This is a genomic window from Mycobacterium cajalii (genome assembly GCF_045809005.2).
In the GTDB taxonomy this organism is placed as follows: Bacteria; Actinomycetota; Actinomycetes; order Mycobacteriales; family Mycobacteriaceae; genus Mycobacterium.
In genome coordinates, this window is the sequence record NZ_CM141436.1 from 5,816,342 (window position 1) to 5,840,189 (window position 23,848).

Here is a 23,848-nt window from a genome sequence, read left to right on the forward strand (position 1 = left end):
CCCGGACCCTCCGCGAGCGGGCCGAGGCTGCGAGGCAGGCCGCCTCGCAGGGGCGAGCGCATGAAGGGGTCCTGCCCGCGACCTGAAACGGCCCGCGAACGCCGTTGCGCACCAAGGCTTTAAGCGTCTACCCGCACCGCTGGGGCTCGGTCTCGCACAGCGGCGTCACGCCGCGGAACCGATAGCGGTGTGCGGCCACCCAGCGATAGACCGCATTCTGCACGGCGCCCATACCGGGGAGCCGGTAAAGCCACAGTGGCACGGGCGTGCCGAGCGCCGCGGACAGGGCCGCGTTGATGGCCCGGGCGCCCGACGAGACGGCGCCCGAGGAGTCCAGCCACCACGCCGACTCGGGCGGCCGGTCGCCGGGAACGCCCAGGCGGTCGGCCATGCCCGGCGCCTGAAACGGTTCGATGCGGAGCCGGCCGGTCCGGTCGAGCCGGGCCAGCCGCCTGGCCGCCCGGGTGCACATCCCGCACCGCCCGTCGAAAACCAGGGTGCCGTCCATGCCCCGAGTCTACGGCGATCCGGTCAGGCGCAGTCGGCGCAGATCGCCACTCCGGGCCCCGACTTGCGCAACCGGCTGCGGTGCTGCACCAGGAAGCAGCTCGAGCAGGTGAACTCGTCGGCCTGCTGCGGGATCACCGTGATCGACAGCTCTTCGGAGGACAGGTCCGCGCCCGGCAACTCGAAGAAGTGCACGTCGTTGGGATCCTGGTCGACGACGGCGGTCGACGTCTCGGGCAGGGTGGGTGCCAGCTCGCGGAGCGAGCCGATGTCGGAGCTCTCGGTGTCTGTAACGCGACGTGCGTCGTAATCGCTTGCGGTCGCCATGGCCTTTCCTTTCTCGACAGTGGCGGGTTGACGCACTTTCCTGTACTCATCACCCGTGGCTCATGCACTACCCCGTTGGACTACCGGTCACACCCCTGAACTCGAAAAAATCTGCACGTCCGCCGCCGACAGCGCCACCCGGCAGCACGGCGGTGCCCGTGCGACACCCAGGCAGGCCCAGCCACGGCGCCAGCACCGCCACGGCCAGGGCCGAGGCGGCCACCGTGACCTCCCCTACCACCAGCGCGGGCAGGCCGACGGCCAGTCCCAGCACCCACACCACCGCCGCCACCAACCCGGGGCGCCGGTAGTGCTCATGGGTGTCGTCGACAGCGTCGAACGCGCCTCGGTGTTATGCGGTCGGGTCCACGACCGAACGAAGGCCCGTCGCGTCCCTCGCCGCCGGTCAGCTGGTGGGCGGGGGTGGCGGCTCGTCGGACCCGGCCGCGTGCCGGCGCACCTCGGCCGTCCTGACGGCGCGGTGGGTGCGCATCAGCCAGAGCGCCGACACCGCCCCGGACAGGGCGGCCAGGACCAGCGCCACGAGCCCGACGACGGCGCTCCCGGCGGCCAGGGCGTAGATGCCCACCGTGAGCGCGACCACGGCGACCGCCCCGATGATCAGGCCCGGGACATTGGCGCCGTGGTTGACGGTTTCGCCGGCATGGCGGCGGGTGGTGCGTGCGTAATCGATCGGGTCCAACGTCGCTCCTCGGGAGAAGGTTTGCGTACCAGGGTGGTTCGAACAGAATCCGCGCGGCGGTGTCCCCCGCGTCTACCCCTCGGCGCGGAGGGCAAACACCCGTGCCCGCTCGCCGGTGTCAACCCGACGCGGGACGGGTATGCCGGGCGCATGAATAGCCCCGCGGTCCTGTTCGACGTGGACGGCACGCTCGTCGACTCCAACTACCTGCACGTCTACGCCTGGCAACGGGCCTTCGACGCCGAAGGCCTGTCCGTCGCGGCCTGGCACATCCACCGCTGCATCGGCATGGACGGCGCGGAGCTGGTCCGCACGCTTTCACACGACGCGCCCGAGGACGTGCGGGAACGGCTCAGCGACGCGCACAGCCGCTACTACCGCGACGCCAGCGGACTGCTGGCCCCGTTGCGGGGTGCCCGCGCGTTGCTGCACCGCGTCGCCGGGCTCGGGCTGCAGGTGGTGCTGGCCAGTTCGGCACCCGGCGACGAACTGGAGGCGTTGCGCAAGGTCCTCGACTGCGACGACGTCATCGCCGCCACCACGTCGTCGCGCGACGTCGACACCGCCAAACCCGAGCCCGGCATCATGCGGGTCGCCCTGGACCGCGCCGGCGTGGGAGCCGAACAAGCCGTGTTCGTCGGTGACGCCGTCTGGGATGCGCACGCCGCGGCGAGCGCCGGGCTCCCCTGTATCGGGGTGCTCAGTGGCGGCATCTCCCGCGCGGAGTTGCAGGACGCCGGTGCGTCACCCGTCTTCGCCGACGCGCAGGACCTGCTGGACCACCTGGAATCCACCCGCATCGCGGCGCTGGCCGGGGGCGGCTGAGGGTCGCTGCGGATTCCGCGCCACGACCGGCATCATGATGCCGCGCAGGTCGTTGTACTGCTGCGGGTGCGTCCGCACATAGTCATGCAAACTGACCGCGGCCTGCTCGTGCGGCCGCAGGTAGGCGGTGGTCACCCGCGGTGCGGCCGCCGCCGGGGCGCTCACCACGCCGGCGAGCAGACAGCATGCCGCGGCGCCGGCCAGCGGACGGTAGGTGGCGAGACGGCGGATGTTCATGGTCTCCCAGTCCTTCACACGTTCCGGACCCCCCCGCCACGGCGGATAGCCGCACCCGCGGATGTCCAAACGCCGCCGTTTCAGCGGTTGAGCTTGCCGTCCCGCACCGCGGTCAGCGCGTCGTCCAGCGTCGGATACAGCGGGAAGGTCTTGTCCAGACCGGTCAGATGGATCGGCCGCCTGGTCGCCGGACCCCGCGCGACCACGCCGAAGTCGGCGGACTTGCCGAGCTTCTCGTAGGTCGCGGCGAGAATCTTCAACCCCACCGAACCGAGGAACTCCACCGCGGAAAGATCGATGACCAGCGCCGTCGGTCCCTCGGCGACCACTGCGCCGATGGCTTGTTCGAGGGCCGGAGCGGTGACCAAATCGATCTCGCCGCTCACACTGACCACGGAGACCCCATCGTGGTCGGCGACCATCGTGGTAATCGAATCAGGAGCTGACAATGGCGATCCTTCGTCCTGGGCCATGACTAATGGTGCAAGCGTAACCCGCCGCACGAACGGCGAGAAGAAGAAGACGCCCTCACCGCCTGCCCCACAGCAATCCAAGCTAGTCTCGCACAAGGTATGCGGCGCACCGCGGCGTGCGCCCCGGGAGGGCATCAGGGAGGAAAGATGTCGGAATCTCCATCAGATTTCCCCGGCACCGCCACGGCCGCCCTGCCGGTGAGCATCTCCAGCGACGGCCTGCTGCCGCAACTGGTCCAGCACCTGCGCCAGAACCGCACCATCCTGCGCGAGGAATGGGCCCGCAGGATCACCGAAGCGCAACTGCTCACCGCGATGACACCGGACGAGCTGTTCGGCGAGGCCACCGCCGTCTACGACAACTACGTCGAGGTGCTCGAGACGGGCAGCGTCGAGGCGCTGCAGGCCTACGCCCGCGACCTGTCCGAACGCATCATCCCGCGGGGTGTGGAGACCGACGAGGTCATCGGCATCGTCCTGCTGCTGCGCGACGTGCTCGCCCGCTCGCTGTTCAAGAAGTACCAAAGCAACTTCGAGATGCTCAACCGGGTGCTCGACGCCTACGAGCCGGCGGCCAACCGCATCGCCAACACCGTGGCCGTCAGCTTCGTGCAGGAGCGCGAGCGCATCATCCGCCAGCAGCAGGAGGCGATCCGCGAGCTTTCGACGCCGGTGCTGCAGGTGCGCGAACAGCTGCTGATCCTGCCGATCATCGGCGTGCTCGACAGCCAGCGCGCCCGCCAGGTCACCGAGCAACTGCTGCGGGCCATCCGCGCCAACCGCGCGAAGGTCGTGGTCATCGACATCACCGGTGTGCCCACCATCGACTCGACGGTGGCCAACCACCTCGTGCAGACCGTCGACGCGTCCGGCCTGATGGGCGCGAGCGTCATCATCACCGGCCTGTCCTCGGAGATCGCGCTGACCCTGGTGACCATCGGGCTGGACCTGTCGAAGATGAACGCCGTCGGCGACCTGCAGGGCGGCATCGAGGAGGCCGAGCGCCTGCTCGGCTACGAAGTCACCCGCGCCGGGGAGCAGACCGGGTGAGCCCAGCCGGGGTGAGGGGACCATGCCGGTACCGATCCTGAAACAGGGGACGATCCTCATCGCCACGGTGCAGGCGGCATTGTCCGATTCCGACACCGAGCGTCTGCGCCACGACCTCATGGAGCACGTCAGCCGGTACCGCGCGCAGGGCATCATCGTCGACGTCACCGCCATCGACGTGATGGACTCCTTCGCCGCGCGGTCGCTGCAGACCATCGCCCGGATGACGCGGCTGCGCGGCGCCGACACCGTGATCGTCGGCCTGCAGCCGGAGGTGGCCTTCGCGATGGTCCAGCTGGGGCTGGCGTTCGACGACATGACCACCGCCCTGGACCTCGAAGAAGGGCTCTCCGTGCTGCATCGGCAGCTGCGGGCCGGCAAACCGGCGATCGGGCGCGACGGTGGCGGCTGACGCGTGCGACGTCGTCGTCGCCATCGATCAACCCGACGACATCGTGGCCGCCCGCAAAGCCGGACACCAGCTCGCTCTCGACCTCGGGTTTTCCCTGACCGACGTCACGATGATCGCCACGGCGATCTCGGAGATCGCGCGCAACATCACCAGCTACGCGGGTCGCGGCACGGTCCGCGTCACGGTGGCCGACCAGGAGGGCCGCAAGGCCCTGGTGGTGCGCGCCGAGGACCACGGCCCGGGCATCGCCGACGTCGAGCGCGCCATGGAGGACGGGTACTCGACCGGCCGCGGCCTGGGCATGGGCCTGCCCGGCGCCCGGCGCCTGATGGACCGGCTGGCGGTGGAGTCCGTGCCGGGCCACGGCACGGTCGTCGAGATGTGGAAATGGGTTCCCTCCGGTGCGTGAGGACTGGGACGGCGGGGGCCGGCTCGGGCCGATCGAGTGGGCCACCGCGGGCCGCCCGCTGCCCGGGGAGGCCGTCTCCGGTGACCAGCCCGTCGCGATCGACATCGCCGGCGAGGCCGCCTTGTTCGGGGTGATGGACGGGCTCGGCCACGGCCCGGCAGCCGCGACACCCGCGCTGCGCGCCGTCGATGCGCTGCGGCGCGCCCGCTCCGAACGCCTGGAGGTTCTGGTGCAGCTGTGCCACCGCGTGCTGGCCGGCACCAGGGGGGTCGCCATGACCCTGGCCCGGGTGGACTTCACGGCCAACACCCTGACCTGGACCGGGGTCGGCAACGTCACCGCCAACCTGATCGCCAAGTCCGCCCGCGGCATCCACGTCCGGTCGTCGGCGCGCCTGACCGCGGGCGTCGTCGGCTACCGCATTCCGGAGATCCGGCCGGCGCAGGTGGTGCGGCTGCGCGCCGGCGACCTGATCGTCATCGCCAGCGACGGCATCAACCACTACCCCGTGGAGGGAATCGACTTCGCCGCCTCCACCTCCGCCATTGCCGAACATATATTGGTCGAGCACGCCAAGGACACCGACGACGCGATGGTGCTCACCGCTCGTCACCGGGGAGCAACCAGATGAGCAACGCCGACGCCTTTCGCGCCCGCTACGACGTCGCCCTGCGCACCTACCTGGCCGCCCGCGACGAGGACAGCCTGGCCGTGGGGCACGAGCTCGGGCGGATCGCGCTGCAGGACCGGATCAGCACGCTCGACATCGTCGAGCACCACTTCGGTCTGGTCCGCGACTCCGGGCTCACCTCCGCCGTCGACGCTGCGGGCGCGTTGGAGTTCCTGCTGCAAACGCTGGCGCCGCTGGACGTCGCGACCCGGGGCTTCCTCGACGGCAACAGGCGCTATGCCGAGCAACGTGCCCGCGCCGAGGAGATGGCCGACCGCGACAAGTTCCGCACCGCCCTGGTCAACTCGCTGCAGGAGGGGTTCTTCGTCGCGGATCGGGAGGCGACCGTGGTCGAGATGAACCACGCCCTGGTCGAGATCGTCGGGTACCCTGCCGAGGGCCTGCCCTACCGGTGGCCGCACCCCTGGCTGCTCGACAAAGAAACCGCCCTGCAACAACGTTCGGTGGTGCGGGACAGCGGCGGCAGCCACTACGAGACACCGATCCGGCACCGGGACGGCCACCTCGTGTGGGTCCTGGTGACCATCAACGCGGTGCAGCGCTCCGGCACCGGTCTCGATGCGTACGTGGGTACGGTTCGCGACATCACCGCCGAACGCGCCTTCGCGGCCCGCGAGAGCGCGGTGCTGCGGCTGGCCACGGCGGTGGCCGTGGCCAAGAGCGTCTCGGAGCTGCTGTCGATCACACTCGACGAGTGCCGGGCGGCGCTCGACGTGCAACGCGTGCTCGTCGTCGAATGGCCAACCGGGGACGGCGAACCCAACGTCCAGGTGGCGGGCCGGCCGGCCCAGTCCTGGCGCCAGCTCGACCCGTGGCTGCGCCAGACCTTCCAGCAGGCGCGCCACCAGCTGCCGCTGACGGCCAAGCCGATCGAACGGCCGGACCGGCCCGGCAAGTCACAAGGGCTGGTCGCGGTGCTGTCCGGCTCCGGCGACCTGGCCCTGTGGCTCGAACTGAGCTCACCGCGCTGGGTCAGCGCGGACGACCGGCTGCTGGTCACGGTGCTCATCGGCCACCTCAGCCTGGCCATGCAGCATGTCCGCCAATTCGAGACCGCCCGCGAGACGTCCCTGACGCTGCAGCGCGCCATGCTGCCCCCGATCCAGCCGCCGCCCGGATTCGCCGTACGCTACGAACCGGCCGTCCCGCCGCTGGAGATCGGGGGCGACTGGTACGACGTGCTCCCCGTCGGCGAACACCGCATCGGCATCGTGGTCGGCGACTGCGTGGGCCGCGGATTGCCGGCCGCCGCGGTCATGGGTCAGCTGCGCAGCTCGGCGCGCGCACTGCTGATCAACGGCGCCCAGCCGGCCCTGCTGCTCGAGCAGCTCGACCTGGCGGCGTCGCTGATCCCCAACGCTTATTGCACAACGGTTTTCGTGGCCATCGTGGACACCGGGTCAGGGGCCATGGAGTACAGCAACGCCGGCCACATGCCCGCGGTCATCGTGGGTCCCGAACCGGGGGCGACGACCGTGCTCGCCGACGCCTCGTCGGTACCGCTCGCGGTGCTCCGGGACGTGCCCCGCCCGCAGGGCGTGCGGGTGCTGCCGGCCGGCTCGACGCTGATGGTGTTCACCGACGGCCTGGTGGAGCGCAAACACGAGTCGATAGATCTCGGGATCGACCGTGCCGCAAAGGTTTTGGCACAGTCGAGGGCGTTGCCCCTGGACGCCGTCGGGGAGTCGGTGCTTCGCGAACTTGCCCCGGTGCCGGGATTCGACGACGATGTGGCCATGGTGATCTACCGGCACCGGCGGCCACCGTTCCGATTCGAAACCCACGCCGGCGCAGACCAATTGGCCGGCATGCGGCGCAGGCTCGGCGAGTGGCTCGAGGGCGCCGGCGTTCCGGAGTCGCTGAGCGCCGACATCGTGCTGGTCGCCAGCGAAGCGTGCACCAACTGCGTGGAGCACGCCTACCGCGGGCGCGGGGACGGGACGATGCTGGTCGAGGCCGACGCCGTCGACCGGGAAATCCGGCTGCGGGTCGTCGATTCCGGCTCCTGGAAGCAGCCCGCCGCCAACCCCGGGAACAGCGGGCGGGGGCTGCTGCTGATGCGGGCGATCAGCGACTCGATGGAGATCCACCCCACGGCCGACGGGACCACCGTCGAGGCCAACTTCCGCCCGCCGGCGCCCGCCGCGGCACATGGTCACTGATCGCGCTGCAGATGGCGGGCGGTGTTGATCAGGCCCACCATGCTGAAGGCCTGCGGGAAGTTGCCCAACTGGCGCGCGGTGTCGGTGTCGTACTGCTCGCCGAGCAGACCGACGTCGTTGCGTAGGTCGAGCAGGCGCTCGAACAGCGCGCGGGCCTCGTCGCGGCGGCCGATGCCGTGCAGGGCGTCGGCCAGCCAGAAAGTGCATGCCAGGAAGGCACATTCGCCGCCGTGGATGCCGTCGACGTCGCCGTCGGCGCCGGGCCGGTACCGCACGATCAGTCCGTTGTCGCCCAGCTCGCGCTGCACGGCCTCGACGGTGCCCACCACACGCGGATCGTCCCACGGCAGGAAGCCGACCCGCGGTATCAGCAGCAGCGCGGCGTCCAGGCCACGGGAACCGTAGAACTGCGTGAACGTCCCCCGGTCGGCGTCGAAGCCGTGTTCGCAGACGTCGGCGTGGATGCGGTGCCGCAGGGCCCGCCACTCCTCGACCGGACCGTCGAGTCCCTGCTCTTCCACGCTGCGCACCGCGCAGTCCAGACCGGCCCAGGCCATCACCTTGGAATGCACGAAATGCCTACGCGGCCCGCGGACTTCCCACAGGCCCGAGTCCTCGGAGTCCCAATGCCCTTCCAGGAAGTCGAGCAGCTCCCGCTGGACCTCCCACCCGGTCTCCTCCGGGTCCACACCGCTGTCGCGCGCCAGGTACAACCCGCACAGCACCTCGCCCCACACATCCAGCTGGAATTGACCGGCGGCGGCGTTGCCCACGCGCACCGGGGCCGAATTCTCGTAGCCGGACAACCAGTTCAGCTCGTGCTCGGTCAGCCGGCGGGTGCCGTCGACGGCGTACATGATCTGCAGCTTGGCCGGATCACCGGCGACGGCCCGGACCAGCCAGTCCCGCCACGCCTTGGCCTCGTCGACGTAGCCGGTGTCCAGCAGCGCCTGCAACGTGTAGGTGGCGTCGCGCAACCAGCAGTACCGGTAGTCCCAATTACGTTTGCCGCCAAACACTTCGGGCAGTGCCGCGGTGGCCGCGGCCACCACCCCGCCGGTCGGCCGGTAGGTCAGCGCCTTGAGCGTGATGACGGCGCGGCGCACCGCCGCGTCCCAGGGCCCCCGGTAGGTGCAGCGGTCGATCCAGGTTCGCCAGAACATCTCCGTGTCCAGCAGGACCTGCTGCGCCTCCGCCTGTGCGGCGTTGCGATTGTGCGTCGGCATGTGCGTGAGCACGAACGGGATCTTCTCGCCCCGAGCCACCTCGAACTCGGCCACCACGGCCTGGTGATCCCCCTCCAGCCGCACGGAGGTGCACAGGCACAACGTGTCGGGACCCGCGGTCGCGCGCATTCCCTGCTCGGTGAACGTGATCCAGGGCCGGACGCTGCCGTAGTCGAACCGGATCACCAGCCGCATCCGCATCCGTACCTTCCCGGACAAACCCTCGACCACCCGCACCACGTCGGCGGCCTCCCCGCGCGGCGGCATGAAGTCGGTGACCCGCACCGTGCCCTCGTGGGTGTCCCACTCGCTGTCCATGATCAGCGTGTCCTCGCGGTACCCGCGGCGGGTCGCCGCCCCGGTCCCGACCGGGGCGATGCGCCAGTGCCCGGCCGAGTCGTCGTCCAGCAACGCCGCGAAGCAGGCCGTCGAGTCGAAACGCGGAAGACACAACCAGTCGATGCTGCCGTTACGGGCCAGCAACGCCGCGGTGTGCAGGTCCCCCAGCACCGCGTAGTCCTCGAGGGGTACCGACGCCATCAGTGTTGCCCTACGGGCGACTGCGTCCACATCATCCCGATCGTATGCCCGCGGCCGGCCGTTTGCTCCGGCCGGTGACGGGTATCCATCGGCGTGACCCGCGCACCGATCATCGCCGAACCGGCCCTGCCGGCGGCCCACGGACCGTTGTCGACGGCAGTTCGCCTGGCGCTGACCGGACCGCCCTCCTACGACCACCTGGCGCGCATCGGTTCCGGGGCGCGCGATTCCGACCCTTACGGCCTGGACCTGCAGCTGGCGCTGTGCATGTGCTACGAACTGCACTACCGCGGTTTCGCCGGCGTGGACCCCGCCTGGGAGTGGAACCCCGCGCTGCTGGGTTTGCGCGGTGAGCTCGAACGCGTGTTCCTGGCCGGCGTGCGGCGCGACGTCGGGCCGATCGAACCGGGCCGCAGCGCGGCGACCGAAATGGAGGCGCTCACCGTCGAGCCGCCCGGCGGCACCGGCCCCTCATATCACCTGCGCGACAACGGAACCTGGGAGCAGATGCGCGAGTACTTCGTGCACCGTTCGCTGTACCACCTCAAGGAGGGCGACCCGCACGCCTGGGCGATCCCCCGCCTCACCGGCGGCGCCAAGGCCGCGTTCGTCGCGATCGAGTACGACGAGTACGGCGCCGGGCAGGGCCCACGCCTGCATCAGCAACTCTTCGCCGACCTGCTGGCCGCCGCCGGCCTGGACACGGCCTACCTGGGCTACCTGGACGCCGTCCCGGCCGAGGCGCTGGCGGTGGTGAACCTGATGTCGCTGTTCGGGTTGCACCGCGCGTTGCGCGGGGCGGCGGTCGGCCACTTCGCGTCGATCGAGATCTCCTCACCACCGGGCTCGCGGCGGATGGCCGAGGCGCTGCAGCGGATGGGCGCACCGGCGGCCTGCGCGCGGTTCTACCGCGAGCACGTCGAGGCCGACGCGGTCCACGAACACGTGGTGCGGGTCAACGTGATCGGCGATCTCGTGGCGCGCGAACCGCAGCTCGAGCCCGACGTCGTCTTCGGGATGCGGGCCAACGCGCTGCTCGAAGACCGCTTCGCCGGCGCCGTGCTGGCGGCGTGGGAGCAGGGGCGGTCGTCGTTGCGCAGGCCGGTCGACTAGCCCTCGGCGACGCGGCGGCACCGGCGATGGCTGGTGTCGCACAACGGATACTCCTCGCTGCGCCGGCAGGTGCAGACCGCCACCATGAACCGGTCGGACTCCACGACTTCGCCGCCGGGCATCTCGATGCGCACCGGGCCCGAGACCAGCACCGGCCCGCCCGGCACCACCTGTACCCGGGTGGCGCTCACCGCTTGTCCGCCCGGATCACGACGAGTTCCTCCTCGCGGCAGCCGCGCGGGATGCGCCCCGTCCGCTCCAGCCAGGCCGCCCTGGCCATCAGCACCGGGCCGAACGGAATCGGTTCGGAGGCAACGATATCCGCCTGCATACCGGCGGAGCGCAAGATGTCCAGCGACCGGCCGGCGTCGGCGAAGGCGGACTGCACCATCAACATCGTCCCCCCGTCGCACAACAGCTTCGGCGCGGACCGGCACAGCGGATCCAGTATCGACCGGCCGTCGCCGCCCCCGTTCCAAGCCCGGGCCGGGCCGGCGACCGCCGGGATGGCCTCGGGACCGGCGCCGGGCGGCGTCGGCACGTAGGGCGGGTTGGAGACGACCACCTCGAACGGGGCCAGGTCCAGAGCGCGTGTCCAAGAGCCTTCGCGGACGTCGACCACCACCCCGGCGCCGGCGGCGTTGCCGCGCGAACACCGCACGGCGTGCGGGCAGATGTCGAAGGCGGTGACGCCGGCGCAACCCAACTCGGCCGCCGCGATCGCCACGAACCCGCTGCCGGTGCACAGGTCGAGCACCCGGCGCCCGGGAATCAGCGCCGTGCGCTGCATCGCGGCCACCAGCAGGCGCGAGTCCTCCTGCGGCCGGTACACGTTGCCGTTTTCGGGCCCGGTTTCGGGGACGGTCGGGTTCAGCGCGCCGGGCGGCGCGGGGAATGTGATTGTCAACCTGGGCCTTTCGAAAGCCGTTAGAGCATGGCCGCGGCGGTCGCGGCGTGGCCTGTGTAATGCCCGCAAACAGGCGGGCTCAAACGGTGCGGCCTTTCGGGCATGCCCGCACGCGTTCGGCGTCAGTCCGAAGGCGTGCGAGCGAACTCGGCGAGGATCGCCGCGCAGAACGCGGGCAGGTCCTTCGGCGAGCGGCTGGTGATGATGTTGCCGTCGACGACGACCTCCTCGTCCACCACGTCGGCGCCCGCGTTGCGCAGGTCGGTGCGGATGCTCGGGTACGACGTCAGCTTGCGCCCGGGCACGACCCCGGCCTCCACCAACGTCCAGGGGCCGTGACAGATAGCGGCCACCGGCTTCCCGGATGCCACGAAGTCGCGCACGAACGAGACGGCGCCGTCGTCGAGGCGCAGCTTGTCCGGGTTGACCGTCCCGCCGGGCAGCACGAGGCCGTCGAACTCGCCGACGGAGACATCGGCCACCGCCCGGTCGACCGCGAACGTGCCGGCCGGCTCGAGATCGTGGTTGCGCGCCTGGATCTCACCGGCCTTCAACGACACGACCTCGACGCGGGCGCCCGCCCCGGTCAACGCCGAACGCGGCTGCTCGAGTTCGACCTTTTCCACACCGTCGGCGGCCAGGATGGCGATCGTCTTGCCCTGCAACTCCTCTGACATTGCGCGCTCCTTCAATGATTGCGTGTGCTCGAAGATTTCATGCCCGTGCCGTCCGCAACGCCGCGTACACGTCGGCCCCGGCGATCCCGGTGAGCACCGCTGCCGCGACCGCGCCCTGCCGCCGCCGGCCGCGGCCGCGCCGGGCCACGCCCACGAGCAGCAGCCCCATGTCCAGCGCGTCCCCGGCCACCCTGGTCCACACCCGCTCGGCGGGACCGCCCAGCAAGGCGACGCCGTGGCCGCATTCCCGCACGCCGAGCGCACGGATGACCCGGCGGGTGACGGCGGTGTCGTCCACGCCCGCGACCGCGGCGACCTTCCCCGGCGCCACCAACTCGGAGAGCCCCAGAGCGAAACTGGCGCCGCCGAGCGCTTTCACCAAAGTCGCGGTTGTTCCGGAACGTGGACTCACATCGACCCCTTGCATGCTGGAAAGTGTTGTAGCGCAGCCGCTTTTGCTCGGGCTGGCCATCGGTCGTTGATTGGTACCCCCGGATGCAGCGGCCAAACCTGCGGTCAGCCGGAGGCGGCCCGCAGCGCCTCGAGCAGCGGTTCGGCGGCCTCGGCCAGAAACCGGTCCTGGGTCTCGCCGCCGATCTGGACGAGCGCGATGTCGGTGAACCCGGCCTCCCGGTAGGGCCGCACGGCCTCGACGACCGCGTCCAGGTCCGGGCCGCACGGGATGGTCTCGGCGACGTCCTCGGGCCGCACGTACTGCGTCGCGCCGGCGAAACCGGCCGGGGTGGGCAGGTCGGCGTTGACCTTCCAGCCGCCGGCGAACCAGCGGAACTGGTCGTGCGCGCGCTCGACGGCGGCGTCGCGGTCGGGGTCCCAGCTCACCGGGATCTGGCCGACGATGCGCCCACTGCCGGCCATGTTGGCCGCCTGGCGGGCGCCGTGCCACGCGTGGACGAGTCCGCCGTCCGGCTCGGTGGCGATCATGTGGTCGCCGAGCTTGGCGAACTGGTCGACGGCCTTCATGCCCCCCATCGCCACCCCGATGCCGACCGGGACCTCGGGCACGTCCCACAGCCGCGCCGAGTCGACCTCGAAGTAGTCGCCGCGCCAGCTGACCAGCTCGCCGGTGAACAGTTCGCGGATGATCTCGATGGCCTCGCACAGCATCTCCTGCCGGCGCTCGACGGTGGGCCAGCCCTCGCCGACGATGTGTTCGTTGAGGTTCTCCCCACTGCCCAGGCCGAGCGTGAAACGCCCGTCGGACAGGATCTGCACGGTGGCCGCCTTCTGGGCGACGATCGCCGGGTGATACCGCATCGTCGGGCAGGTCACGTAGGAGTACAGGTCGACCCGTTCGGTCGCATGGGCCACCGCGCCCAGCACCGTCCACGCGTGCGGGGCGTGGCCCTGCGACACCAGCCACGGCGAGAAGTGGTCGCTGCACACCTCGAAGTCGAAGCCACGTTCTTCAGCCGAAACAGCATATCGCACAAGGTCTTTCGGTCCACTCTGCTCGGTCATCAGAGTGTAGCCAAAGTTCGTCATACCGCCCTGGTTACCCCGGCCGGTCGGTGGCAAACCGCTCAGCGAACCACGATGGTGCGCTCCCCGCGGGCCACGAGTTCCCCGATGACGGGCGCCCCCGGGATCTCGGCCGCGACCAGCAGACCGCCCGAGGTCTGCGCGTCGGCGAGCAGCAGCGCCTCGTCGGCGGTCACCGCCGACAGGTCCACGTGCGGGGCCACCCACTCGAGATTGCGCCGGGTGCCGCCGCTGACGTGGCCGGCTTTTAGCGCCTCCCGCGCGCCCTCCAGGTAGGGCACCGCGGCCGAGTCGATCACCGCGGTGACACCGCTGGCTCGCGCCAGCTTGTGCAGATGCCCGAGCAGACCGAAACCCGTGATGTCCGTGGCACATTCGGCGCCCGCCGCCAGCGCCGCCGCCGCGGCGGCGGCGTTGAGCGTGGTCATCGCGTCGATGGCCTGCGGGAAGCGTTCGCCGGTGGCCTTGTGCCGGCTGTTCAGGACGCCTACGCCCAGCGGCTTGGTCAGCGACAGCGGCGTCCCCGGCCGGCCGGAGTCGTTGCGCAGCAAACGCTTCGGGTCCCCGATGCCGGTCACCGCGAGCCCGTACTTGGGTTCGGGGTCGTCGACGCTGTGCCCGCCGGCCAGATGGCAGCCCGCCAGCGCGCACACGTCCAACCCGCCGCGCAGCGTCTCGCTCGCCAGCTCGAACGGCAGCACGTCGCGCGGCCAGCCCAGCAGGTTGACCGCCACGACCGGCCGGCCGCCCATCGCGTAGACGTCGGAGAGGGCGTTGGCGGCCGCGATGCGGCCCCAGTCGTAGGCGTCGTCGACGACCGGGGTGAAGAAGTCCGTCGTCGCGATCAGCGCCGTGTCGCCGTCGATGCGCACCACCGCCGCGTCGTCCCCGCTGTCCAGCCCGACCAGCAGTTCGCCGACCGCGTCGCGCGGCGTGGCCGCGCCCAGCCCCCGCACCACCTCCTCGAGTTCGCCGGGCGGGATCTTGCACGCGCAGCCGCCGCCGTGGGCGTACTGAGTCAGCCGGTAGTACATGGCGTCCATAATTGTCCCCATGGTCCAGGGAGGTGTGTCCGGTCTGGTGACCGGCGCGGTCTTCAAAACCGTCGAGCGGCAGGTGCTGTCGTTGGCGGGTTCGATTCCCGTCCGCCTCCGCCACCCTGGGCCCTGACATGAGCGATGGGACCGATCCGCGCCGGCGGGTGCCCCGCACCGACGCGCTGCTCGCCGATCCCCGCCTCGCCGAAGCCGAGCGGGTGCTGGGCCGCGAGCTGGTCAAGTCGGTGATCGCCGCCGCCCAGCAGGCCGCGCGCGACGGCGAGCTCGCCCCGGAGCGGGTCGCCGACCACGCCGTGGCCGCGCTGCCGCGCACCGCGTCGGGCCTGCGGCCCGTCGTCAACGCCACCGGCGTCGTCGTGCACACCAACCTGGGCCGGGCGCCGCTGTCGCCGGCCGCGCTGGACGCCGTCGTCGCCGCCGGCGGGGCCACCGACGTCGAGTTCGACCTGGCGACGGGCCGGCGCGCCCGCCGCGGCCGCTCGGCGCTGGCCGCGCTGGCCCGGGCCGTCCCCACCGCCGGCGGCGTGCACGTGGTCAACAACAACGCCGCCGCGCTGCTGCTGGCCGCGCTCGCGCTGGCCCCCGGCCGCGAGATCGTGATCAGCCGCGGCGAGATGGTCGAGATCGGCGACGGGTTCCGCATCCCGGACCTGCTGGCGTCGGCCGATTCGCGGCTGCGGGAGGTCGGCACCACCAACCGCACCGCCCTGGCCGACTACACCGGCGCGATCGGGCCCGACACCGGCTTCGTGCTCAAGGTGCACCCGTCGAACTTCCACGTCAGCGGGTTCACCTCGGCGGTCGCGGTGCGCGAGCTGGCCGGGCTGGGTGTGCCGCTGGTGGTCGACATCGGCTCCGGGCTGTTGGCGCCGCATCCGGTGCTGCCCGACGAGCCCGACGCGACGTCGGCGTTGCGCGACGGCGCCGACCTGGTCACCGCCAGCGGCGACAAGCTGCTGGGCGGGCCGCAGGCCGGGCTGCTGTTCGGCGACGCCGCGCTGGTCGAGCGGCTGCGCCGGCATCCGGCGGCGCGCGCCCTGCGGGTGGACAAGCTCACCCTCGCCGCGCTGGAGGCCACCCTGGTGGGCCCGCCGCCGCCGGTGGCGCGGGCCCTGACCGCCGACGTCGCGGCGCTGCGCGCGCGGGCGCAGCGGCTGGCCGCGGTCCTGCCGGGCGCCGAGGTGGTCGACTGCGTGGCGGCCGTCGGCGGCGGCGGCGCCCCCGACGTGCGGTTGCCCAGCGCCGGGCTGAGCCTGCCGGAGTCCTACGCCGCGGCGCTGCGCGCCGGCGACCCGCCGGTGGTCGGCCGCGTGGAGGCCGGCCGGTGCCTGCTGGACCTGCGCACCGTGGCCCCCGACGACGACGAGGCGCTGGCGGCGGCGGTGCGGGCGTGTTCGTCGTAGCCACCGCCGGGCACGTCGACCACGGCAAGTCGACGCTGGTGCACCGGCTCACCGGCATGTGGCCGGACCGCCTGGCCGAGGAGCAGCGCCGCGGCCTGACCATCGACCTGGGCTTCGCCTGGGCCGACATCGGCGGGCGGCGGATCGCGTTCGTCGACGTGCCGGGCCACGAGCGGTTCGTCGCCACCATGCTCGCCGGCGTCGGGGCAATGTCACCGGAAAGCCTCGTCGTGTTCGTGGTCGCGGCCACCGAGGGCTGGATGCCGCAGTCCGAGGAACACCTCGCGGCGCTGCACGCCCTGGGCGTCCGCCACGGGTTGCTGGTGATCAGCAAGGCCGACCTGGCCGACCCCGCACCGGCCGTCGAGGCGGCCCGGGAGCGGTTCGCGGCCACCTCGCTGGCCGACCCGCCGGTGGTGCTCGGCACCGACCTGGACCGGGTGCGCGCCGGGCTGGTCGCGCTCACCGACCGGCTGCCCGCACCGGACCGCGGCGCCGACGTGCGCCTGTGGGTGGACCGCACCTTCACCGTCCGGGGCGCGGGCACGGTGGTGACCGGGACGCTCGCGGCCGGCACCGTCCGGGTCGGCGACGAACTCGAAGCCGCCGGGCGGCGCGTCACCGTGCGCGGGCTGCAGTGTCTGGGCGAGGACCGCGCCGAGGCCGGCGCGGTGGCCCGGGTCGCGCTGAACCTGCGCGGCCTGGACCGCCGGCACATCGGCCGCGGCGACACCGTGCGCACCCCCGGGGCGTGGCTGGACACCGCCGAGGTCGACGTCGCGCTGCGGGCGCCGCAGACGCTGCACCGCGAGCTGGTCCTGCACGTCGGGTCCGCGGCGGTGCCGGTGCACGTCCGCCCGCTCGGCGCGGGCGCGGCGCGGCTGCGGCTGCGCCGGCCGCTGCCGTTGCGGGTCTCCGACGTCGGGCTGCTGCGCGACCCCGGGGAGCACCGGATCGCCGCGGGGATCGAGGTGCTCGACGTGCGTCCGCCGGCGCTGCGCCGCCGCGGCGCCGCGCGGGCCCGCGCCGACGAGCTGGCGACCGGTAGCGCCCGCCCGCCCGACTGCGCCCGGGCCGACGAGCTGCGCGCGATGGGCCTGCCCGCGCGTGGCGAGCGGATCGGCGACTGGGTGGTGGACCCGCAGTGGTGGGCGCGACGGCGTGCGGACGCGGTGTCGGCGGTGCGGCGCTGGGCCGCCGAGCACGACGTCGCGGCCGGCATGCCGCTGGACGCGCTACGCCGCCAGCTCGGGCTGCCCGCCGCCGCGCTGGTGTCCCTGCTGCTCGAGGGCAGCGGGCTGACGGTGTCCGACGGCTTGGTCGCACCGCCCGGCGTCGGCCTGCCGGCCCGCGTCGAGGAGGCCGTGCGCACCCTCGAGCAACGGCTGGCCGCCGAACCGTTCCGCGCCCCGGAGGCCGACGACCTGGCCGCCCTGCAGCTGGGTGCCCGCGAGCTGGCCGCGGCGGTGCGCGCCGGGCGGCTGACGCGCATCGCCGACGGGGTGGTGCTGGGTCCCGACGCGCTCGACCGCGCGGCCGCGATCCTGGCGGCGCTGCCGCAGCCGTTCACCGTGAGCGAGGCCCGGCTCGCGCTGGGCACCACGCGGCGGGTCGCGGTGCCTTTGCTGGAGCGCCTCGACGCCCGGCGGCTGACCCGCCGCGGCGGCGACGGCACCCGCGAAGTGGTTTGATCGAAGGATGGATTTCGGCAAGCTGCTGCAGTCGTGGCCGGTCTACCGCCAGCTCACCGGCGCCGACGCGCTGGGCCGCGGCAAGGCCGCACAGTCCGAGCGCTCCGCGGGGCTGCAGCCCCGCACCGCCACCGCCGACAGCGTCGCGCATTCGGTGTGTCCGTACTGCGCGGTCGGCTGCGCGCAGAAGGTGTACGTCACCGACGGCGAGGTCGTCCAGATCGAGGGCGACCCGGACAGCCCGATCTCCCGGGGCCGGTTGTGCCCCAAGGGATCCGCGAGCAAGCAACTGGTCACCGGGTCGCAGCGCGAGACCACGGTGCGCTACCGCGCCCCCTACGCCACGCAGTGGACCGAGCTCGACCTGGACACCGCGATGGACATGGTCGCCGACCGGGTGCTCGACGCCCGCCGCAAGGGCTGGCAGGACTTCGACAAAGACCGCAACACCCTGCGCCGCACGATGGGCATCGCCAGCCTGGGCGGGGCGACGCTGGACAACGAAGAGAACTATCTGATCAAGAAGCTGTTCACCGCGCTGGGCGCGCTGCAGATCGAGAACCAGGCCCGTATTTGACACAGCGCCACGGTTCCCGGTCTGGGAGCCTCCTTCGGTCGCGGCGGCGCGACGGACTATCAGCAGGACCTCGCGAACTCCGACTTCATCGTCATCATGGGCTCGAACATGGCCGAGGCGCATCCGGTCGGCTTCCAGTGGGTGATGGAGGCCAAGGCGCGCGGCGCCGAGGTCGTCCACATCGACCCGCGGTTCACCCGCACCAGCGCGGTCGCCGACCGGCACGTGCCGCTGCGCGCGGGCACCGACATCGCCTTCCTCGGCGGGGTGATCAACTACATCCTGTCCAATGAACTGGACTTCCGGGAGTACGTGACCGCCTACACCAACGCGTCGTTCATCCTCGACGAGGGCTACCGCGACACCGAGGACCTCGACGGCCTGTTCAGCGGCTACGACCACGACACCGCCTCCTACGACCCGGCGAGCTGGCATTACGAGTCCACCGGCCACGGCGGCCGGGGCGGGGCGGGCGACAAGCAGCAGGGGGCGCCCACGCAGCTCGGCTCGGGCGGGCCCCCGATCGAGGGCGGCGCCGGGGACATCCCCAACGACCCGGCGCTGCAGCACCCGCGCTGCGTCTACCAGGTCCTCAAGCGGCACTACGCCCGCTACACCCCGGAGATGGTGGAGCGGGTGTGCGGGGTGCCGGCCGAAACCTTCACCCAGATCGCGCGGGCGTGGACGCAGAACTCGGGCCGGGAGCGCACCGCCGCGCTGGTGTACAGCGTGGGCTGGACCCAGCACTCCACCGGCGCCCAGTACATCCGCGCCGGGTCCATCATCCAGCTGCTGCTGGGCAACATCGGCCGCCCCGGCGGCGGGATCTTCGCGCTGCGCGGGCACGCCAGCATCCAGGGCTCCACCGACGTGCCGACGCTGTTCAACCTGCTGCCCGGCTACCTCACGATGCCGCAGGCCGGCCAGGAGACCCTGGCGGACTACCTCGAGAAGATCACCAGCCGCAACCAGAAGGGCTTCTGGCACAAGGCCGACACCTACATGGTGTCGCTGCTCAAGGAGTACTGGGGCGAGCACGCGACGCCCGACAACGACTTCTGCTTCGACTACCTGCCCCGGATCAACGGCGACCACAGCACCTACCGCACGGTGCTGGACATGATCGACGGCACCGTGTTCGGCTACTTCCTGCTCGGCCAGAACCCGGCCGTCGGGTCCGCCCACGGGCGGCTGCAGCGCCTCGGCATGGCCAACCTCGACTGGCTGGTGGTGCGCGACCTCGTCATGATCGAGAGCGCCACCTTCTGGAAGGACGCGCCGGAGATCGAGACGGGCGAGATCTCGCCGGAGACGTGCCGCACCGAGGTGTTCTTCTTCCCGGCCGCCTCCCACGTCGAGAAGGCCGGCACCTTCACCCAGACCCAGCGCATGCTGCAGTGGCGGGAGAAGGCGGTCGACCCGCCCGGCGACGCCCGCTCGGACCTGTGGTTCTTCTTCAACCTGGGCCGCAGGCTGCGCGAGAAGCTGGCGGGCTCGACCGACGTGCGCGACCGCCCGCTGCTGGACCTGGCGTGGGACTACAGGACCGAGTCGGCGACCGACGGCCCCGAGTCCGAAGAGCCGTCGGGCGAGGACGTGCTGCGCCGCATGAACGGCATCGACCTGACCACGGGCCGAGCGGTGAACGGCTACACCGAGCTCAAGGCCGACGGCAGCACGGCCTGCGGCTGCTGGATCTACAGCGGGGTGTACGCCGACGAGGTCAACCAGGCGGCGCGGCGCAAACCGAAGGAGCAGCAGGGCCCCTACGACAACGAGTGGGGCTGGACCTGGCCGGCGAACCGCCGGGTGCTCTACAACCGGGCCTCTGCCGACCCGGCGGGGCGGCCGTGGAGCGAGCGCAAGAAGCTCGTCTGGTGGGACCCCGACAAGGGTGAGTGGACCGGCCACGACATCCCCGACTTCGAGCTGAACAAGCCGCCGGACCACCGCCCGCCCGAGGGCGCGGTGGGTGTGGAGGCGCTGCGCGGCGACGACGCATTCATCATGCAGGCCGACGGCAAGGCCTGGCTGTTCGCGCCCAACGGGCTGGCGGACGGCCCGCTGCCCACCCACTACGAGCCGCACGAGTCGCCGGTGCGCAACGCGCTCTACGCCCAGCAGGGCAATCCGACGCGAATCGTGTACGGGCGCAGCGACAATCCATCCAACCCGTCGCCGCCGGAGGCGCACGGCGAGGTGTTCCCGTTCGTGTTCACCACGGCCCGGCTCACCGAGCACCACACCGCCGGTGGGATGAGCCGCCAGCTGCCCTATCTCGCGGAGTTACAGCCGGAGCTGTTCGTGGAGGTCTCCCCCGAGCTGGCGCGCATGCGCGGGCTGACGCACATGGACTGGGCGCACGTGGTCACCAGCCGGACGGCGGTGGAGGCCCGGGTGTTCGTGACCGACCGGATGAAGCCCCTGCGCATCGAAGACCGCGTGATCCAACAGGTTTGGATGCCGTATCACTGGGGCTACGCCGGACCGATCGAGGGGGATGTGGTCAACGACCTGCTCGGGGTGGTGCTGGACCCGAACGTGTTCATCCAGGAGAGCAAGGTCGCCACCTGCGACGTCCGGCCCGGGCGGCGGCCGCGCGGGCCCGAGCTGCTGGCTTACATCGCCGACTACCGCCGTCGCGCCGGTATCACCGCCGAAACGGGTACTCGGCTGGACACCACCCGGCCCGACCCGGTGGCCCATCTCGAGCCGGAGGAAACGCCTTGAGCGACAACAGCTTTTACGGAGATTTGCCGGATCCCGCCGGTAACGCCGGATACGCGGGGGACCACCCGCCGCGGGTGGGGTTCTTCACCGACACCTCCGTCTGCATCGGCTGCAAGGCCTGCGAGGTGGCGTGCAAGGAGTGGAACTCCGTGCCTGACGACGGCTTCAACCTGCTGGGGATGTCGTTCGACAACACGGGCATGCTGGGCGCCAGCACCTGGCGCCACGTCGCCTTCATCGAGCAGGATCGCCCGCTGGGCCGGCAGGATCCGGGCATGGCGGGGTCGCCGACCGGCCCGTCGGGCAGCGGCGAGTCGGCCGACATCGCCGCGGCCGCGATCGAGTCCATGCCGCGCGGCGGCGCGGAACTCGGCAACACCCCGGTGGACCTGGAGTTCCCGAAGTTCGCGCGCCCCGGGGACGGCAGCGGCGCCCAGACCCGCACCGACTTCCGCTGGCTGATGAGCTCCGACGTCTGCAAGCACTGCACCCACGCGGGCTGCCTGGACGTGTGCCCGACGGGCGCGCTGTTCCGCACCGAGTTCGGCACCGTCGTGGTGCAGCAGGACATCTGCAACGGCTGCGGCTACTGCGTGTCCGGCTGCCCGTACGGGGTGATCGACCGGCGCGAGGGCGACGGCCGGGCGTGGAAGTGCACGCTGTGCTACGACCGGCTGCGGGACGGCCTGGAACCGGCGTGCGCCAAGGCGTGCCCCACCGACTCCATCCAGTTCGGTGTCCTCGACGAGCTGCGCGAGCGCGCCGCCCGCCGCATCGACCAGTTGCACGGGCTCGGGGTGAGCGAGGCGCGGCTCTACGGTCACGACCCGAACGACGGGGTGGGCGGCGACGGCGCGTTCTTCCTGCTGCTCGACGAGCCCGAGGTGTACGGGCTGCCGCCGGACCCGGTGGTGCCGACCCGCGACGCGCCCGCGATGTGGCGCTACGCCGGGATCGCGGCGTCGGCGCTCGTCGCCGCCGCGGTGTCGTCGTTCCTGGGGCGGGGCCGGCGGTGAAAGAACAGCGCAGCGACGCGGGCGCCGCGGACGTCCACGCCCAGATGTTCAGCCGGGGCCGGGACGGCGGCGGCGGGCGCGAGCAGCTCGCCGTGCCGCGGGCCGAATTCCGGTCGTACTACGGGCGCGCGGTGCTCAAGTCCCCGGTGTGGGAGTGGAAGATCGCGGCCTACCTGTTCGCCGGGGGCCTGTCGGGGGGCTCGGCGCTGCTGGCCGCCGGGGCCGACCTCACCGGCCGGCCCAAGCTGCGCCGCGTGGGGCGGGTCGGGGCGCTGGCCGGCCTGGTCGCCAGCATGTACTTCCTCGTCGCCGATCTGGGCCGCCCCGAGCGGTTCCACCACATGTTGCGGGTGGCCAAGCCGAGTTCGCCGATGAGCGTGGGCACCTGGATCCTGTCCGCCTACGGGCCGGGCGCCGGGCTGGCCGGGGCCGTGGAGCTGATGCCGCCGCCGCTGCGACGGTCCGCTCCCGGCCGGCTGCTGGCCGCCTCGGCTCGCCCGGCGGGGCTGTCGGCGGCCGCTTTCGCGCCCGGGGTCGCGTCCTACACCGCGGTGCTGCTGTCGCAGACCGCCGTCCCGGCCTGGAACGCCGCACACCCGTACCTGCCGTTCGTGTTCACCGGGTCGGCCGCGGCCAGCGGCGGCGGGCTGGGGATGCTGCTGGCGCCGGTCGACGAGGCCGGCCCGGCCCGCCGGCTGGCCGTCCTGGGCGCCGGGCTCGAGGTCGCGGCGTCGCGGCTGCTGGAGCGGCGCATCGGCCTGGCCGCGCAGGCCTACACCACCGGCAAGGCCCACCGGCTGCGCAAGCCGGCCGAGTACCTGACGGTCGCGGGGGCGCTGGGCGCGGTGGCGGGCGGACGCAACCGCGGTGTCGCGGCCCTGTCCGGGCTGGCGCTGCTGGCCGGCAGCGTGCTGCAGCGGTTCGGGGTGTTCGAGGCCGGGGTCGAATCCACCCGCGACCCGAAGTACGTCGTGGTGCCGCAGCGGGAACGGCTCGACGCCGGCCGCCCGGCCCGCGGCGACGACCGGCCGCCGCAGTTCCCGCGGGTCGTCGCGGCGGTGCGGGCCGCGCGCGGCGCCGCGGCGCGCGCGCTCGGCCGCGCTACAGGCGCTCTTTGACCGCCGCGGACAGGCGGCCGCCGTCGGCCTTGCCGGCCGCGATCGCGGTGGCCGCCTTCATCACCAGGCCCATCTGCTTCATGCCCGGACGTTCCCCGATCTCCTCGGCGACCTGGGCGATGGCGGTGTCGGCGACGTCGGCCACCTCGGCCTCGGTCAGCGGTGTGGGCAGGTACTCGTCGATGACGCGGCCCTCGGCGTGCTCGTTGGCGGCCATGTCGCCGCGGCCGTTCTCGGTGTAGATCTCGGCGGCCTCGCCACGCTTGCGGGACTCCCTGGCCAGCACCTTGATGACGTCGTCGTCGGTGAGTTCCTTGGCCTGCTTGCCGGAGACTTCCTCGGTCTGGATCGCGGCCAGCAACATGCGCAGCGTCGCTGTGCGCAACTTGTCCTGCGCCTTCATCGCCTGGGTCAGGTCCGCCCGGATCCGGGCCTTGAGTTCCGCCATGCCTGGAACGGTACGCGCCACGGCCACCCGGGAGATTGCGACACCGAG

The 23,848-nt window shown here is 72.1% G+C and carries 26 protein-coding genes and 1 tRNA gene; 13 read left to right on the top strand and 14 right to left on the bottom strand.

What is annotated here, in order from left to right:
• Positions 1–127: 127 nt before the first annotated feature.
• The 4 genes from ACJ512_RS27840 to ACJ512_RS27855 all read right to left on the bottom strand — a co-directional run bounded on the left by ACJ512_RS27840 (position 128) and on the right by ACJ512_RS27855 (position 1,537).
• On the bottom strand, positions 128–508 hold the full coding sequence (locus tag ACJ512_RS27840; protein ID WP_407688726.1) for a thiol-disulfide oxidoreductase DCC family protein: 381 nt from the start codon (positions 506–508) through the stop codon (positions 128–130).
• A gap of 23 nt (positions 509–531) precedes the next feature.
• Positions 532–834, bottom strand: coding sequence for a DUF4193 domain-containing protein (locus tag ACJ512_RS27845; protein WP_407688725.1), 303 nt, complete (start codon positions 832–834; stop codon positions 532–534).
• 67 nt (positions 835–901) lie between these two features.
• A complete protein-coding gene (locus tag ACJ512_RS27850) occupies positions 902–1,117 on the bottom strand; it encodes a hypothetical protein (RefSeq protein WP_407688724.1) in 216 nt (71 codons plus the stop codon).
• 123 nt (positions 1,118–1,240) lie between these two features.
• Positions 1,241–1,537, bottom strand: a complete 297-nt coding sequence (locus ACJ512_RS27855; RefSeq protein ID WP_407688723.1) for a hypothetical protein — start codon at positions 1,535–1,537, stop codon at positions 1,241–1,243.
• Positions 1,538–1,687: 150 nt separating this feature from the next.
• Between ACJ512_RS27855 and ACJ512_RS27860 the strand changes: the two genes are divergently transcribed.
• The gene (locus ACJ512_RS27860) at positions 1,688–2,362 is read left to right on the top strand and encodes an HAD family hydrolase (protein WP_407688722.1); all 675 of its coding nucleotides are present in this window, start codon (positions 1,688–1,690) and stop codon (positions 2,360–2,362) included.
• Here the strand turns inward: ACJ512_RS27860 and ACJ512_RS27865 are convergent.
• Together ACJ512_RS27865 and ACJ512_RS27870 are read right to left on the bottom strand one after the other, a co-directional pair.
• Complete coding sequence (locus ACJ512_RS27865; RefSeq protein WP_407688721.1) at positions 2,282–2,599, bottom strand: heme-binding protein; 318 nt, start codon at positions 2,597–2,599, stop codon at positions 2,282–2,284. The genes ACJ512_RS27860 and ACJ512_RS27865 overlap by 81 nt on opposite strands.
• 80 nt (positions 2,600–2,679) lie before the next feature.
• Positions 2,680–3,048 carry an STAS domain-containing protein gene (locus tag ACJ512_RS27870; protein WP_407688720.1) on the bottom strand — a complete coding sequence of 123 codons (369 nt, stop codon included), beginning with the start codon at positions 3,046–3,048 and terminating at the stop codon, positions 2,680–2,682.
• A gap of 171 nt (positions 3,049–3,219) precedes the next feature.
• On the opposite strand from ACJ512_RS27870, the gene ACJ512_RS27875 reads away from it, so the two are divergent.
• From ACJ512_RS27875 to ACJ512_RS27895, 5 genes are read left to right on the top strand one after another with little or no spacing between them, the layout of a single operon-like run.
• Complete coding sequence (locus ACJ512_RS27875) at positions 3,220–4,122, top strand: STAS domain-containing protein (protein ID WP_407688719.1); 903 nt, start codon at positions 3,220–3,222, stop codon at positions 4,120–4,122.
• 22 nt (positions 4,123–4,144) lie between these two features.
• Positions 4,145–4,534 (top strand): STAS domain-containing protein, encoded by a 390-nt coding sequence (locus ACJ512_RS27880; RefSeq protein WP_407688718.1) that lies wholly within the window; start codon positions 4,145–4,147, stop codon positions 4,532–4,534.
• Positions 4,524–4,943, top strand: coding sequence for an anti-sigma regulatory factor (locus ACJ512_RS27885; RefSeq protein ID WP_407688717.1), 420 nt, complete (start codon positions 4,524–4,526; stop codon positions 4,941–4,943). Before ACJ512_RS27880 ends, ACJ512_RS27885 begins: the two co-directional genes overlap by 11 nt.
• A gap of 58 nt (positions 4,944–5,001) precedes the next feature.
• On the top strand, positions 5,002–5,574 hold the full coding sequence (locus ACJ512_RS27890) for a SpoIIE family protein phosphatase (RefSeq protein WP_407688728.1): 573 nt from the start codon (positions 5,002–5,004) through the stop codon (positions 5,572–5,574).
• Positions 5,571–7,796, top strand: a complete 2,226-nt coding sequence (locus tag ACJ512_RS27895) for a SpoIIE family protein phosphatase (RefSeq protein WP_407688716.1) — start codon at positions 5,571–5,573, stop codon at positions 7,794–7,796. The genes ACJ512_RS27890 and ACJ512_RS27895 overlap by 4 nt, the downstream gene beginning before the upstream one ends.
• Here ACJ512_RS27895 and ACJ512_RS27900 read toward each other — a convergent pair.
• A complete protein-coding gene (locus ACJ512_RS27900) occupies positions 7,790–9,562 on the bottom strand; it encodes a glycoside hydrolase family 15 protein (RefSeq protein WP_407688715.1) in 1,773 nt (590 codons plus the stop codon). The genes ACJ512_RS27895 and ACJ512_RS27900 overlap by 7 nt on opposite strands.
• 93 nt (positions 9,563–9,655) lie before the next feature.
• Between ACJ512_RS27900 and ACJ512_RS27905 the strand changes: the two genes are divergently transcribed.
• Entirely contained in the window at positions 9,656–10,675 is a 1,020-nt protein-coding gene (locus ACJ512_RS27905; protein ID WP_407688714.1) for an iron-containing redox enzyme family protein, read from the top strand.
• On the opposite strand, the gene ACJ512_RS27910 is transcribed toward ACJ512_RS27905, so the two are convergent.
• From ACJ512_RS27910 to selD, 6 genes are all read right to left on the bottom strand, one after another.
• Complete coding sequence (locus ACJ512_RS27910) at positions 10,672–10,866, bottom strand: CDGSH iron-sulfur domain-containing protein (protein ID WP_407688713.1); 195 nt, start codon at positions 10,864–10,866, stop codon at positions 10,672–10,674. The genes ACJ512_RS27905 and ACJ512_RS27910 overlap by 4 nt on opposite strands.
• The gene (locus tag ACJ512_RS27915) at positions 10,863–11,582 is read right to left on the bottom strand and encodes a HemK2/MTQ2 family protein methyltransferase (protein ID WP_407688712.1); all 720 of its coding nucleotides are present in this window, start codon (positions 11,580–11,582) and stop codon (positions 10,863–10,865) included. The genes ACJ512_RS27910 and ACJ512_RS27915 overlap by 4 nt, the downstream gene beginning before the upstream one ends.
• A 122-nt stretch (positions 11,583–11,704) precedes the next feature.
• The gene (locus tag ACJ512_RS27920; protein WP_407688711.1) at positions 11,705–12,259 is read right to left on the bottom strand and encodes a type 1 glutamine amidotransferase domain-containing protein; all 555 of its coding nucleotides are present in this window, start codon (positions 12,257–12,259) and stop codon (positions 11,705–11,707) included.
• 37 nt (positions 12,260–12,296) lie between these two features.
• Positions 12,297–12,671, bottom strand: a complete 375-nt coding sequence (locus ACJ512_RS27925; protein ID WP_461479907.1) for a malate dehydrogenase — start codon at positions 12,669–12,671, stop codon at positions 12,297–12,299.
• A 104-nt stretch (positions 12,672–12,775) separates the two neighbouring features.
• Positions 12,776–13,762, bottom strand: coding sequence for an LLM class F420-dependent oxidoreductase (locus ACJ512_RS27930; RefSeq protein ID WP_407688709.1), 987 nt, complete (start codon positions 13,760–13,762; stop codon positions 12,776–12,778).
• Positions 13,763–13,800: 38 nt separating this feature from the next.
• Positions 13,801–14,793 (bottom strand): selenide, water dikinase SelD, encoded by a 993-nt coding sequence (gene selD / locus ACJ512_RS27935; protein WP_407688727.1) that lies wholly within the window; start codon positions 14,791–14,793, stop codon positions 13,801–13,803.
• Between the two features lie 28 nt (positions 14,794–14,821).
• Here selD and ACJ512_RS27940 point away from each other — a divergent pair.
• The 6 genes from ACJ512_RS27940 (at position 14,822) to nrfD (ending at position 23,352) form a co-directional block, all read left to right on the top strand.
• A tRNA-Sec gene (locus tag ACJ512_RS27940) sits at positions 14,822–14,916 on the top strand.
• Positions 14,917–14,930: 14 nt separating this feature from the next.
• Positions 14,931–16,220, top strand: coding sequence for an L-seryl-tRNA(Sec) selenium transferase (gene selA / locus ACJ512_RS27945; protein WP_461479908.1), 1,290 nt, complete (start codon positions 14,931–14,933; stop codon positions 16,218–16,220).
• A complete protein-coding gene (locus ACJ512_RS27950; protein WP_461479909.1) occupies positions 16,208–17,911 on the top strand; it encodes a SelB domain-containing protein in 1,704 nt (567 codons plus the stop codon). The genes selA and ACJ512_RS27950 overlap by 13 nt, the downstream gene beginning before the upstream one ends.
• 7 nt (positions 17,912–17,918) lie before the next feature.
• The gene (gene fdh / locus ACJ512_RS27955; RefSeq protein WP_407689586.1) at positions 17,919–21,218 is read left to right on the top strand and encodes a formate dehydrogenase; all 3,300 of its coding nucleotides are present in this window, start codon (positions 17,919–17,921) and stop codon (positions 21,216–21,218) included.
• Entirely contained in the window at positions 21,215–22,234 is a 1,020-nt protein-coding gene (locus tag ACJ512_RS27960; protein WP_407689585.1) for a 4Fe-4S dicluster domain-containing protein, read from the top strand. The genes fdh and ACJ512_RS27960 overlap by 4 nt, the downstream gene beginning before the upstream one ends.
• 44 nt (positions 22,235–22,278) lie before the next feature.
• The gene (gene nrfD / locus ACJ512_RS27965) at positions 22,279–23,352 is read left to right on the top strand and encodes an NrfD/PsrC family molybdoenzyme membrane anchor subunit (RefSeq protein ID WP_461480165.1); all 1,074 of its coding nucleotides are present in this window, start codon (positions 22,279–22,281) and stop codon (positions 23,350–23,352) included.
• Here the strand turns inward: nrfD and ACJ512_RS27970 are convergent.
• On the bottom strand, positions 23,336–23,800 hold the full coding sequence (locus ACJ512_RS27970) for a GatB/YqeY domain-containing protein (RefSeq protein WP_461479910.1): 465 nt from the start codon (positions 23,798–23,800) through the stop codon (positions 23,336–23,338). The two genes, nrfD and ACJ512_RS27970, sit on opposite strands and share 17 nt — an antisense overlap.
• Positions 23,801–23,848 lie beyond the last annotated feature (48 nt).